The organism is Pseudomonas sp. RL_5y_Pfl2_73 (genome assembly GCF_963970515.1).
Classification (GTDB): Bacteria; Pseudomonadota; Gammaproteobacteria; order Pseudomonadales; family Pseudomonadaceae; genus Aquipseudomonas.
Genome location: NZ_CAXAPD010000014.1, coordinates 42,372 through 54,782, shown reverse-complemented (window position 1 = coordinate 54,782; position 12,411 = coordinate 42,372). Strand labels below are relative to the sequence as shown.

Below are 12,411 nucleotides of genomic sequence, written 5' to 3'. Positions count from 1 at the left end.
CTTTCCCCTGGCGCTTGAGTCCCCGGTGAAAGATCAAAAGATCGCAGCCTCGTTGCACTCGACAGCTCCTACGAGCAGCGATAACAACAAGAGGATTTTTTCATGGCTAAGATCGGATTCATCGGCACCGGCATCATGGGCCACCCCATGGCACTGAACCTGCAAAAGGCCGGACACAGCCTGTTCCTGTCCCAGCACCACGACTCGGCCCCAGCCGACCTGCTGGCCGGTGGTGCGGTGGCGTTGGCCAACCCGAAGGAGGTGGCCCAGGAAGCCGAGTTCATCATCGTCATGGTCCCGGACACCCCCCAGGTCGAAGACGTGCTGTTTCGCGCCGATGGCGTGGCGACGGGCGTGGGCGCGGGCAAGGTGGTGATCGACATGAGCTCGATCTCCCCCAGCGCCACCAAAGCGTTCGCGGCGAAGATCAATGAAAAAGGCGCGCAGTACCTCGACGCCCCAGTCTCCGGCGGTGAAGTCGGTGCCAAAGCCGCGACGCTGAGCATCATGGTCGGTGGCGACAGCGCCGCCTTCGAGCGGGCCCTGCCGCTGTTCCAGGCCATGGGCAAGAACATCACCCGGGTGGGTGGCAACGGCGACGGCCAGACCGCCAAAGTGGCGAACCAGATCATCGTTGCCTTGAACATCCAGGCCGTGGCCGAAGCGTTGTTGTTCGCCTCGAAAAACGGTGCCGACCCGGCCAAGGTCCGTGAAGCGCTGATGGGCGGTTTCGCTTCGTCGAAGATCCTCGAAGTGCACGGCGAACGCATGATCAAGGGCACCTTCGACCCGGGCTTCCGCATCAGTCTGCACCAGAAGGACCTGAACCTGGCCCTGCAAGGCGCCAGGGAACTGAACATCAACCTGCCCAACACCGCCAACGCCCAACAAGTGTTCAGCACCTGCGCGGCCATTGGTGGCAGCAACTGGGATCACTCGGCGTTGATCAAGGGGTTGGAGCACATGGCCAATTTCTCCATCCGCGATAACTGACACACCAAAGAACCCTGTGGGAGCGAGCCTGCTCGCGAAGGCGATCTACCGGTCAATAAAGTATTGACTGACACGCCGTCTTCGCGAGCAGAGTCGCTCCCACAGGTAACCGAGTCGTCTCAGCCAATAACAAAAACCAGGAGCCCGCCATGTCGGTCGATCCGCAACAACTGCTGCGCGAGCTGTTTGCCACAGCCATCGACGCGGCCCATCCGCAACACGTCCTTGAACGCTACCTGCCCAGCGACCGCAGCGGTCGGGTGATCGTCATCGGTGCTGGCAAGGCCGCGGCGGCCATGGCGCAAGTGGTCGAGCGCTGCTGGCAGGGCGAAGTGTCTGGCCTGGTGGTGACCCGCTACGGCCATGGTGCGCCCTGCCAGAAAATCGAAGTCGTGGAGGCCGCCCACCCGGTGCCTGACGCCGCCGGCTTGGCCGTGGCCCGGCGGATGCTGGAAAGGGTCAGCAACCTCAGCGAAAACGACCGCGTGATCTTTCTGCTGTCCGGCGGCGGCTCTGCCCTGCTGGCCTTGCCCGCCGAAGGCATCACCCTGGCCGACAAGCAATCGATCAACAAAGCCCTGCTCAAATCCGGCGCGACCATCGGCGAGATGAATTGCGTGCGCAAGCACCTCTCGGCGGTCAAGGGTGGGCGCCTGGGCAAGGCCTGCTGGCCGGCGACGGTGTACACCTACGCGATATCCGATGTGCCCGGGGATCTTGCCACGGTCATCGCTTCCGGCCCCACCGTGGCCGACCCCAGCGCGTCGGCCGAAGCCCTGGCGATTCTCCAGCGCTACCACATTGAGGTGCCGGCCTCGGTGCGCACCTGGTTGCACAGCCCGGCATCGGAAACCGTCAAGCCCGGCGACCCGAGCCTGGCCCGCAACCACTTCCAATTGATCGCCCGCCCCCAGCAGTCATTGGAGGCCGCGGCAGTGAAGGCGCGCCAGGCCGGTTTCAGCCCATTGATCCTCGGTGACCTGGAAGGTGAATCCCGGGAGGTGGCGAAGGTCCACGCCGGCATCGCCCGGCAAATCGCCCTGCACGGCCAGCCACTGGCGGCGCCGTGCGTGATCCTCTCCGGCGGCGAAACCACCGTCACTGTGCGCGGAAGTGGCCGTGGCGGGCGCAACGCCGAGTTCCTGCTGAGCCTGACCGACAGCCTCAAGGGTCATCCTGGGATCTACGCGTTGGCCGGCGACACGGACGGCATCGACGGCTCCGAAGACAACGCCGGGGCCCTCATGACCCCGGACAGCTATGGCGCCGCCGCCGAACTGGGGCTCAGCGCCAGCGACGAGCTAGACAACAACAACGGCTACGGCTACTTCGCCGCCCTGGATGCGCTGATCGTCACCGAACCGACCCGCACCAACGTCAACGACTTCCGTGCCATCCTGATCCTCGAGAACCCCAACCATGACGCCTGATAAAAAGGTCAAGATCCTCGCGACCCTCGGCCCCGCCACCCGTGGCATCGATGACATCCGTGAGCTGGTACAGGCTGGGGTGAACATCTTCCGCCTGAACTTCAGTCACGGCGAGCATGCCGACCACGCCCAGCGCTACCAGTGGATTCGTGAGGTCGAGCAGCAGCTCAATTACCCGCTGGGCATCCTGCTGGACCTGCAAGGCCCGAAACTGCGGGTCGGCCGGTTCGCCGACGGCAAAGTCCTGCTGCAACGCGGCCAGGCCCTGCGCCTGGACCTGGACCCGACACCGGGTGATCAACGTCGGGTCAACCTGCCCCACCCGGAAGTCATCGCGGCTCTGGAGCCCGGCATGGACCTGTTGCTGGACGACGGCAAGTTGCGCCTACGCGTGACCGCCAGGCACAGCGACGCCATCGACACCCAAGTGCTCAACGGCGGTGAGCTGTCCGACCGCAAAGGCGTGAACGTACCCCAGGCCGTGCTCGACCTGAGCCCGTTGACCACCAAGGACCGCCAAGACTTGAGTTTCGGCCTGGCGCTGGGCGTGGACTGGGTGGCACTGTCGTTCGTCCAGCGGCCCGAGGACCTGGACGAGGCCCGAGCGCTGATCGGCGACAAAGCGTTCCTGATGGCGAAGATCGAGAAACCGTCGGCGGTGACCCAACTGCGGGAAATCGCCGAATTGAGCGACGCGATCATGGTTGCTCGCGGTGACCTGGGCGTCGAAGTCCCGGCCGAAAGCGTGCCGCAAATCCAGAAAAACATCATCGGCACCTGCCGCGCCCTCGGCAAACCGGTGGTGGTGGCGACGCAGATGCTCGAGTCGATGCGCTTCTCCCCAGCACCCACCCGCGCCGAAGTCACCGACGTGGCCAACGCCGTGGCCGAGGGGGCCGACGCGGTGATGCTGTCGGCGGAAACCGCTTCCGGCGACTACCCCCTCGAAGCCGTGCAGATGATGAGCAAGATCATCCGCCAAGTGGAAAACGGCCCCGACTACCAAACGCAACTGGACGTCAGCCGGCCGAAAGCCGAGGCCACGGTGTCGGATGCGATCAGTTGCGCGATCCGTCGTATCAGCAATGTGCTGCCGGTGGCGGTGCTGGTGAACTACAGCGAATCGGGCAGCTCCAGCCTGCGGGCGGCGCGGGAACGGCCGACGGTACCGATCCTCAACCTCACGCCAAACCTGCAGGCGGCCCGCCGCCTGACGCTGGCCTGGGGCGTGCACTCGGTGGTCAATGATCGGTTGAAGCAAGTGGATGAGGTCTGTTCCACCGCCCTGGAAATCGCCCAGGCCCAAGGCATGGCCCAGCGCGGCGATACCTTGCTGATCACGGCGGGCGTGCCGTTCGGGCAGCCGGGGTCGACCAATTCGCTGCGCATTGAGACGTTGATCTGATTTGCTTCTGTAGGAGCCTGCGATCTTTTGATCTTGATCTTCGCTCTCGACTCAAGGGGCCTGGGAAAGATCGCAGCCTCGCTGCACTCGACAGCTCCTACGGGACTAGCGCTGGCCCCGGTGTTCTCTTATCTCTGAGCCATCATGTCCAATCCCAATGCCCCGACTGGGCTACCGCCCTGCTCAACGGCTTCAGCCAAGTCTTGCTCCAGCGCCATCCGTTGTGCGGCCTGCTGTGCCTGCTGGCGATCCTGCTCACTGCGCCCGCCCTGTTCGGCGCTGCGTTGCTGGGTGCGGTGGCCGGGTTGTTCACGGCCCAGCGACGCGGTTACGCCAAGGCCGACCGGCAAGCCGGGCTGTTCAGCTACAACGGCATCCTGCTGGGCTTGTTGCTAAGCCTCACGTTGCCCCGGTCCGTCCTGCTACCACCGTTGATCATCGCCGCAAGCGGTTTCAGCGCGATGCTGACCCAGCAATGGCTCAAGCGCACCCGTGGCCCTCGATGCCTGCCCGCCTACACCGCGCCTTTTGTAGGGTTGGCTTGGCTGCTGATGAGCTTCCCCCTGCCGCCGCCCCCAACCACCTCGATTGAAATGACGATACCCAACCTGCTGGCCGCGCATTTGAGCGGACTGGGCCAGGTCATGTTTCTCGATCATCCGGTGGCTGGTGCGCTGATTGCGGCGGGCCTGCTGCTGGCCGACCGTCGTGCCGCCGCTTGGGCATTGTTTGGTTCCGCCGTTGGCCTGGCCTTCGCCTTGTCGCAACATGAAAACTCAACCGCTCTTTTCGGGCTGGGCGGTTACAACCCGGCTTTGGTGGCGCTGGCCCTCAGCCAGCAGCGCCGCCAACCTTGGCTGCCGCTGGCTGGCATTCTCCTGACGGTCATGCTCACCCCAGGTTTTATCGCCCTTGGCCTGCCCCCGCTGACGGCGCCGTTCATCCTCGCTTGCTGGTTGATCCAGGCCAGCGGTCGGGCGTGGCGCCAAGCCAGCCTCGACAGCGCGCCTTGCGCTCTGCTGGGCAATCGCCCTAGGCTTCGCTGATTCCAGTTCAGGCGAAGATTATGCAAAGCAGCAATAACTGGCGTGAACGCCTCTACGTGATCATTTTCCACACCGACACCGTGGCCGGACGGCGCTTCGACAGCACCTTGCTGTTGATCATCCTCGCCAGCCTGGTGATCGTGATGCTCGACAGCATCGACAGCGTGCACAAAAACTACGCGGCCCTGCTGGCCGGTATCGAGTGGGGCTTCACCTTCGTCTTCCTTGTCGAGTACGGCCTGCGCCTGTACTGCTCGCCCAAGCCGCTGCGCTATGCCTTCAGTTTCTACGGACTGGTGGATCTGCTAGCGATCGTGCCGGGGATCCTGGCGCTGTACTACAGCGATGGCCAATACCTGCTGATCATTCGGATCATCCGCATGCTGCGGATTTTCCGTGTGCTCAAGCTCAGCCCCTACCTCAAGCAAGCCAATTACCTGATGGCGGCGCTGCGCGGGAGCAAGCAGAAAATCATCGTGTTCCTGGTCAGCGTCTCGACCCTGGTAACCGTCTTCGGCACGCTGATGTACGTCATCGAAGGCCCCCAGAACGGTTTCACCAGCATTCCCAAGGGCATCTATTGGGCTATCGTGACACTCACCACCGTGGGCTTCGGCGACATCGTGCCCAAGACGCCGCTGGGTCAGGTGGTGTCATCCCTGGTAATGATCACCGGTTATTCGATCATCGCCGTGCCGACGGGTATTTTCACGGCTGAGCTGGCCACGGCCATGCGCGGTGACCAGCTCCAGCACGATTGCCCAGTGTGCAGCAAAAACAACCACGAACACGGTGCTGCTTTCTGCTCCCGTTGTGGCAATGCGCTGTTTAAGAAACTGGAATAAGCAAAGTACTTTTTGATGCTTGAAGGTCTATAGGCTTGCAGCTAGTGTCCTGGCTAATTGCCCGGAACCCCCGTTCGAATAAAAAGGAATTCGCAGTGAAGAACCTCTTTGGCGCCTCCCTTCTCGCCGTCGGCCTGACTTTTGGCAGCCTGGCCCACGCCGCCCCGACCCTGCTCAACGTGTCCTACGACGTGATGCGCGATTTCTACAAGGACTACAACGCCGCCTTCCAGAAGCACTGGCAGGCCGAGCACAACGAAAACATCACCGTGCAGATGTCGTTTGGCGGCTCCAGCAAGCAGGCGCGCTCGGTGATCGACGGGCTGCCGGCGGATGTCATCACCATGAACATGGCCACCGACATCAACGCCCTGGCGGACAACGGAAAACTGGTGCCCGAGAACTGGGTTTCCCGCCTGCCAAACAACAGCGCGCCGTTCACCTCGGCCACGGTGTTCATCGTGCGCAAAGGCAACCCGAAAGCCTTGAAAGACTGGCCCGACCTGCTCAAGGACGGCGTGCAGGTGATCGTGCCCAACCCGAAAACCTCCGGCAACGGTCGCTACACCTACCTGTCGGCCTGGGGTTACGTGCTCAACAATGGCGGTGACGAAACCAAAGCCAAGGACTTCGTCGGCAAGCTGTTCAAGCAAGCGCCGGTACTGGACACCGGCGGTCGCGCCGCGACGACCACCTTCATGACCAACCAGATCGGCGATGTGCTGGTGACCTTTGAAAACGAAGCGGAAATGATCGCCCGCGAATTCGGCCGTGACCAGTTCGAAGTGATCTACCCGAGCGTTTCCGCCGAGGCCGAGCCACCGGTCAGCGTGGTGGACAAAGTCGTCGAGAAAAAAGGCTCCCGCGAAGCCGCCGAGGCGTACCTCAAGTACCTGTGGTCACCCGAAGGCCAGGAAATCGCCGCCGCCAACTACCTGCGTCCACGGGACCCGGCGGTACTGGCCAAATACACCGACCGTTTCCCGAAAGTGGACTTCCTGTCCGTGGAAAAAACCTTCGGCGACTGGCGCACGGTGCAGAAGACTCACTTCAATGACGGTGGGATTTTCGACCAGATCTACAGCGGGCAGTAAAGAAGATAATAAGCCGCAGGGGCATCCACCGCAGGCCTCTGTAGGAGTTGCCTAAGGCTGCGATCTTTTGGTTTTGAGCGTCCACTTGCGACTCAACTGTCAGGGGCAAGATCGCAGCCTCGTTGCACTCGGCAGCTCCTACAGGACTGCCTATCATCAACAACAGGTATGACTGATATCAGCCACAAAGCCCTATTCCAGCCCACCGCAAGTCTTTAGCCTCACGCCATCCTTTCAATTGATCGACGAGATTGCCATGAGTGCTCATTCCCCCACGCCCGGCAGCACCTTGACCCGCGGCATGGTCCTGCTCTTCGCCTTCTGCTGCGGCGCCATCGTCGCCAACATCTACTACGCCCAACCCATCATCGAACTGATCGCTCCTGACGTCGGCCTGAGCAGCACCATGGCCAGCCTGATCGTCTCGCTGACCCAGATCGGTTATGCCCTTGGCCTGTTTTTCCTGGTGCCACTGGGGGATTTGCTGGAGAACCGTCGACTGATGATCATCACCACCGTGGTGGCGATCGCCAGTTTGTTAGGGGCAGCGTTCACCGATCAACCGAACGTATTCCTGCTGGTTTCGCTGTTGGTGGGGTTCAGCTCGGTGTCGGTGCAAGTGCTGATTCCGCTGGCCGCACACCTGGCGCCGGAGGAGTCCCGGGGGCGGGTCGTGGGAGGGATCATGGGCGGCCTGCTGCTGGGGATCCTGCTGGCGCGGCCAGTCTCCAGCGTCGTGGCCGATCACTTCGGCTGGCGGGCCATGTTTATCATCGCCGCTGCGCTGATGGCCGCCATCAGCATCGTCCTGGCCCTGACCGTGCCCAAGCGCCAGCCCGACCATAGCGCCTCTTATGGCCAACTGCTGGGCTCGCTCGGCACCCTGCTGCGCCAACAACCGCTGTTGCGGCAACGGGCGTTCTACCAGGCTTGCTTGTTCGCCACGTTCAGCCTGTTCTGGACCGCCGTGCCGTTGGAACTGTCACGCAACCATGGCCTGTCCCAGACTGAAATCGCCTTGTTCGCCCTGGTCGGTGCCATTGGCGCCATCGCCGCGCCCATTGCCGGTCGCCTGGCGGATGCCGGCCATACCCGCAACGCCTCGCTGCTGGCGATGCTGTTCGCCAGCCTGAGTTTCCTGCCGGCGTTCATCCATCCGCTCTACAGCGTGATCGGCCTGGCGGTGACCGGCGTGGCCCTGGATTTCTGTGTGCAGATGAACATGGTCCTGGGCCAGCGCACCATCTATGCCCTCGATGCCAAGAGTCGCAGCCGACTGAATGCGCTGTACATGACCAGCATCTTCGTCGGTGGTGCCTTCGGCTCATCGATTGCCAGTGCGCTGTACGAACATGGCGCCTGGTTGTGGGTGGTGATCGTCGGCAGTGCCTTTCCACTGCTGGCCTTGCTGCGTTTTTTAAGCACCTCGCGCAAGCCATCCCTGGCAACGGCCTAAAGCCCCATGCCCCCCAAAAAGCCCGGTCGCCTTCAGCCACCGGGCTTTTTGTGGACAGCGTTGTCAGATCTGCACGTTGCCACGCGGCCCGGCAATCGCCCAAATGATCAGGCCCAGTACCGGCAACAGCAGGATCAGCAGCACCCAGAGGATTTTCATCCCGATTTGCGCGCCACTCTTGAGTACGTTGATGATCGCCCAGATATCGAGCGCCAGGATGATCAGGCCGACCAGACCATTGAAGGTGGAACCCATAGTGTCGCTCCCAAATGGTGATGTGCACACTTAGGATAGCGGGCCCTCGATAAGGGTTCCGTTTTATTGCGTCAGACGTGGACCGCGACCTTGAGGGCCTCCAGGGATGGCGCGGCGGCGATGCCGACTTCGGCACACAGCTCCAGCACCCGTGGCACATCGTTGCCGTAGACCAGCACCATTTGCAATTCATCGTCGAGCAATTGGCTGAAGTTCATCAGCACGTAGCCGCCGTTTTCCTTGTTCAGGCTGCTCATCTGGATCTGGATGCGGTTGAGCGCGGTCAGGGCTTCGGTTTTCGCCAGTTGCTTGGGCTTGAGGTTGAACGCCACGCCGGGGCCGAACGAGGCGACGATCTGTTCGAACAGGTCAACGTAGGTGTCGGCCTGGAACAGCACGGTATCCGGCAGACTGCCCACCACTACCCACTCACCCAACGGGATCGGGAAGGTGTCGTCGTAGTTGATATCGGGGTTGGCCGCCAGGAAAGCCGTCGGATCGGCGTAGGCCTGGGCCGCTTCGTCAGCGATTTTCGCAATCTCCGCCTCGCCGAGGCAGCCGGAGCTGATTTTACCGATGAGTTCGATGAGGGCGGCTTTCATGGGGGTGAATCCTGTGGCGAAGGGTGTTTGGAGGACGGGCAGGATAGCGCATCACATCAGCCTGTAGGAGCTGCCGAGCGAAGCGAGGCTGCGATCTTTCACCTGACAGTTGAATCTCAAGCGAAAGATCAAGATCAAGATCAAGATCAAGATCAAAAGATCGCAGCCTCGCTTCGCTCGGCAGCTCCTACAGGGCCAACAACTTTTCCAACTGCGCCGTGGTGTCCACCGCGCCCATGGTCCGGGCAGCATCGAGGGCCGAGACGTCGTTCGCATCCTTGGCTTTCGGATCGGCGCCTTTGCCGATCAGGTAGTCGACAATTTCCACCCGGTTGAACATCGCCGCCATCATCAGCGCGGTACGGCCATCGAAGGAGGCACCTTCCACTTGCGCACCGCCCTCCACCAGCGCCGAAACCACCGCCAGATCGCCCTTGAACGCCGCGCCGGCAATCGGGCTCTGGCCGTTGTCGTTGCGGATTTCCGGATCGGCCTTGTGCTCCAGCAACACTTTCACCGTTTCCACATGCCCGTGGTAAGCGGCCAGCATCAACAAGGTGTCACCCTTGTGATTACGCAAGTTGGGCGGCAGGCCCTTGCTCAGCAACGCGGCCATCATGGCCGCATCACCCTGGCGTGCGACATTGAACACCTGCTCGGCAAACTCAGCAGCCTCTTCCGGGGTCATCTGGCGGCTTGTATCGGACATGGGTAACTCCACTCGGGTCTTCGCAAAGCGGCTAGTTTCCCGAGGGACCCGGGCGCTGTCATCCCTTTTTTCGCTGTGTCCGTCATAGCCAGAATCAATAACGCAATTGTCCGCCCTGAATCCGAACTGCCAACTGCCGATCCACCCGCACGTATGTATCGGTGCCCGGCAGCCAGGCGTAGACCGGCTCATCCCCGGTGATGCATGGGTCGAACGCTTCGGCCTTGAGGCGGGCCTTCTGATACTTGAAGGTGCCGGTGGTGTCCATTTTCACCTTGATGCGCAAGAACAGCGGCACGGCATAGGCGGGCAACTTGCATTGCAAAAACTGCAACAACTCGCTGAAGTCCAGGGTCGCCAGGGATTCGGACGGCGTGATTGCCGCCATGCCCGCACGGCCATTGGTGCCATTGATCTCCACGCCGTAGGCCACCGCCTCGGCCACCTGCGGATGTTGCAGCAGCACATTTTCGACTTCCGTGGTGGAGACGTTCTCACCTTTCCAGCGATAGGTGTCGCCGAGGCGATCAACGAACTGCCCATGCCCGAAACCAATGTTGCGCAACAGGTCTCCGGTATTGAAGTAACGGTCGCCCGACGCAAAGACATCCCGGCAAATGGTTTTTTCGGTCAAGGCCTGATCGGTGTAGCCATCCAGTGGCGCCTTCTCGTCGATCCGCGCCAGCAGCAGGCCCGGTTGGCCCCTGGGCACTTTTTGCATGCGACCTTGCAGGTTGCGCAACGGCAAGCCGCTGGCCTGGTCGTACTGCACCAGCTCCCAGCCCATCAAGGAAAACCCGATGGTGTTGTCGAAATTCAGGATGTTGGTAAAACCGATATTGCCGTCGCTGGCGGCATACAGCTCACAGATATGGTCGATGCCAAACCGGGTCTTGAAAGTCGACCAGGCCCCGGGGCGCAGACCGTTGCCGATCATTTTCTTCACACCGTGGTGGCGGTCATCGGCAGCGACAGGCTGGTCGATCAGGTAGCGGCACAACTCACCGACATAACCCAGCGTGGTCGCCCGGTAACGGCGCACGTCGCTCCAGAACTGGCTGGCGCTGAACTTGCGCCGAATCGCAAACCCCGATGCGCCACAGATCGCCGCGCCCCAGCACACGCACAGGCCCGTGGCGTGATACAGCGGCAAGGTGCAATAGACGACATCGTCAGGCTGCATGTCCAAGGCGATCAAGCCGAAGCTGGTGGACGTGCGCATCCAGCGACCATGGCGGAACACCCCGGCCTTGGGCAGCCCGGTGGTACCCGAGGTGTAGAGATAAAAACACGGGTCGTTGCAGAACACCTGCTGGCTGCACGCCGGGTTATCGCTTGGATAATCCTCGCTGCCAGCCATCAGGTCGATGAAACCGGACGGGGCATCGGACGTGATATCGGCACTGTCCTGATCCGCCAGCCACCAGGTCCTGCTGCTCGACAGCGTGGTTCGCTCTCGTATGTCGTTGAAGGCCGCGACCCGTTCATCCCCCACCACCACCGCGACTGGGTTGACCAGGGCCAGGCTGTGCACCAGCGCGTCGCCGGTTTGTGAGGTGTTGAGCATGGCACTGACCGCGCCAACCTTGGCCATCGCCAGTACGCTGATCAACAGCTGTGGCCGGTTCTCGATGAATATCGCCACGCAATCGCCCTTGCCGATGCCCTGGGCCAGCAGGTAATGGGCGATGCGATTGGCCTGCGCGTTGACCTGTGCATAACTCAACACCGTATCGCCGCACAGCAGCGCCGGGCCTTGAGGATTGCGTTGCGTGGCCTGCTCGAAACACCAACCCAGGCCGCAAGGCTGGGTCGGGTCCTGGACGTTGGCCTGTTTCATGCCTTTGACAATCCGGGGGATAGCTTTGGCAATGGCTGGCAGCTTGCGCAGCATCATGCCCCAGGTAATCACGTCGCTGGGTGTACGACTCATGGTGAAATTCCCCGTTCGACCTCGTGGGTCTCGGTTCTTGTTATCGGGCAGGAGTTGATTTGGCTCGAAAGTACGCCGGCGATTGCGGCACTGTACACGCGGTTTTTGCAATGTTTTGTATCCACTGCCTGAGACAGGCGAAGCGTGAGCGCCGGAAAACGATTTGGTTCCAAAAATCATTGCCCGACCACGCAAAATGCAGGATGCGCGATGGCTATTCATGCAAAATGCACGAAATCAAAAATACAGAAAAAAGATAACTCGCTGTTTTTAAGGGTTTTTGTATAAAAGAAGATGCTGGCACAGACAGTGCAACGTCCCCTCCACGGTTTGCCATACCATGGAGCAGTCAACGATGAACATGATTCAAGAGAAGTTTGCGTCCCTGTTTTCCAACTACGAAGTGACCACTCAGCCCCGCCCGGATGGCGGCATTCTGCTGACCTTGCGTAATAGTGACGGCAAGCTGTTCAAACGTACGATTTCCTATACACAGTTGCATGCGGGGGATCAGTTGTCCTGGGCGATCAGCGCGATTCGTCGCGACCTGGCTGAACAGGCTAGCGAGTTACCACAGATCACCTTGTTGCAGAGCCAGCATCGGTTTGCTTTACCGACTTACCATAGCGCGTGAGCCTGCTGG

The 12,411-nt window shown here is 61.4% G+C and carries 12 protein-coding genes; 8 read left to right on the top strand and 4 right to left on the bottom strand.

From position 1 onward, the window contains the following. Nucleotides 1-102: 102 nt before the first annotated feature. The 7 genes from AACY42_RS15445 (at nucleotide 103) to AACY42_RS15415 (ending at nucleotide 8,269) form a co-directional block, all read left to right on the top strand. The gene (locus tag AACY42_RS15445) at nucleotides 103-993 is read left to right on the top strand and encodes a 2-hydroxy-3-oxopropionate reductase (RefSeq protein ID WP_339480575.1); all 891 of its coding nucleotides are present in this window, start codon (nucleotides 103-105) and stop codon (nucleotides 991-993) included. Between the two features lie 149 nt (nucleotides 994-1,142). After that, a complete protein-coding gene (locus AACY42_RS15440) occupies nucleotides 1,143-2,423 on the top strand; it encodes a glycerate kinase type-2 family protein (protein WP_339480573.1) in 1,281 nt (426 codons plus the stop codon). After that, entirely contained in the window at nucleotides 2,413-3,828 is a 1,416-nt protein-coding gene (pyk, locus tag AACY42_RS15435; protein WP_339480571.1) for a pyruvate kinase, read from the top strand. The genes AACY42_RS15440 and pyk overlap by 11 nt, the downstream gene beginning before the upstream one ends. A gap of 134 nt (nucleotides 3,829-3,962) precedes the next feature. Continuing rightward, nucleotides 3,963-4,874: an urea transporter gene (locus AACY42_RS15430; RefSeq protein WP_339480754.1), complete on the top strand. Its 912-nt coding sequence runs from the start codon at nucleotides 3,963-3,965 to the stop codon at nucleotides 4,872-4,874. Between the two features lie 20 nt (nucleotides 4,875-4,894). Further along, nucleotides 4,895-5,719 carry an ion transporter gene (locus AACY42_RS15425; RefSeq protein WP_339480570.1) on the top strand — a complete coding sequence of 275 codons (825 nt, stop codon included), beginning with the start codon at nucleotides 4,895-4,897 and terminating at the stop codon, nucleotides 5,717-5,719. Nucleotides 5,720-5,814: 95 nt separating this feature from the next. Next, nucleotides 5,815-6,813, top strand: coding sequence for a sulfate ABC transporter substrate-binding protein (locus tag AACY42_RS15420; protein ID WP_339480568.1), 999 nt, complete (start codon nucleotides 5,815-5,817; stop codon nucleotides 6,811-6,813). Nucleotides 6,814-7,069: 256 nt separating this feature from the next. Beyond that, a complete protein-coding gene (locus AACY42_RS15415; RefSeq protein ID WP_339480565.1) occupies nucleotides 7,070-8,269 on the top strand; it encodes an MFS transporter in 1,200 nt (399 codons plus the stop codon). Nucleotides 8,270-8,332: 63 nt separating this feature from the next. Here the strand turns inward: AACY42_RS15415 and AACY42_RS15410 are convergent, their stop codons facing one another. From AACY42_RS15410 to AACY42_RS15395, 4 genes are all read right to left on the bottom strand, one after another. Continuing rightward, the gene (locus AACY42_RS15410; RefSeq protein WP_339480563.1) at nucleotides 8,333-8,524 is read right to left on the bottom strand and encodes a PLDc N-terminal domain-containing protein; all 192 of its coding nucleotides are present in this window, start codon (nucleotides 8,522-8,524) and stop codon (nucleotides 8,333-8,335) included. A gap of 71 nt (nucleotides 8,525-8,595) precedes the next feature. Then, nucleotides 8,596-9,126, bottom strand: a complete 531-nt coding sequence (locus AACY42_RS15405; RefSeq protein WP_339480561.1) for a hypothetical protein — start codon at nucleotides 9,124-9,126, stop codon at nucleotides 8,596-8,598. Nucleotides 9,127-9,313: 187 nt separating this feature from the next. Beyond that, a complete protein-coding gene (locus AACY42_RS15400) occupies nucleotides 9,314-9,835 on the bottom strand; it encodes an ankyrin repeat domain-containing protein (protein WP_339480559.1) in 522 nt (173 codons plus the stop codon). Nucleotides 9,836-9,929: 94 nt separating this feature from the next. Continuing rightward, entirely contained in the window at nucleotides 9,930-11,768 is a 1,839-nt protein-coding gene (locus AACY42_RS15395; RefSeq protein WP_339480556.1) for a long-chain-acyl-CoA synthetase, read from the bottom strand. Nucleotides 11,769-12,123: 355 nt separating this feature from the next. On the opposite strand from AACY42_RS15395, the gene AACY42_RS15390 reads away from it, so the two are divergent. Next, on the top strand, nucleotides 12,124-12,402 hold the full coding sequence (locus AACY42_RS15390; protein ID WP_339480554.1) for a DUF3509 domain-containing protein: 279 nt from the start codon (nucleotides 12,124-12,126) through the stop codon (nucleotides 12,400-12,402). The last annotated feature ends 9 nt before the right edge of the window (nucleotides 12,403-12,411 follow it).

Bases quoted from the DNA above. Each gene is read 5' to 3' on its own strand.
- AACY42_RS15445 (WP_339480575.1), top strand. From the start codon at position 103: ATGGCTAAGATCGGATTCATCGGCACCGGCATCATGGGCCACCCCATG.
- AACY42_RS15440 (WP_339480573.1), top strand. From the start codon at position 1,143: ATGTCGGTCGATCCGCAACAACTGCTGCGCGAGCTGTTTGCCACAGCC.
- pyk (WP_339480571.1), top strand. From the start codon at position 2,413: ATGACGCCTGATAAAAAGGTCAAGATCCTCGCGACCCTCGGCCCCGCC.
- AACY42_RS15425 (WP_339480570.1), top strand. From the start codon at position 4,895: ATGCAAAGCAGCAATAACTGGCGTGAACGCCTCTACGTGATCATTTTC.
- AACY42_RS15415 (WP_339480565.1), top strand. From the start codon at position 7,070: ATGAGTGCTCATTCCCCCACGCCCGGCAGCACCTTGACCCGCGGCATG.
- AACY42_RS15410 (WP_339480563.1), bottom strand. From the start codon at position 8,524: ATGGGTTCCACCTTCAATGGTCTGGTCGGCCTGATCATCCTGGCGCTC.
- AACY42_RS15405 (WP_339480561.1), bottom strand. From the start codon at position 9,126: ATGAAAGCCGCCCTCATCGAACTCATCGGTAAAATCAGCTCCGGCTGC.
- AACY42_RS15400 (WP_339480559.1), bottom strand. From the start codon at position 9,835: ATGTCCGATACAAGCCGCCAGATGACCCCGGAAGAGGCTGCTGAGTTT.
- AACY42_RS15395 (WP_339480556.1), bottom strand. From the start codon at position 11,768: ATGAGTCGTACACCCAGCGACGTGATTACCTGGGGCATGATGCTGCGC.
- AACY42_RS15390 (WP_339480554.1), top strand. From the start codon at position 12,124: ATGAACATGATTCAAGAGAAGTTTGCGTCCCTGTTTTCCAACTACGAA.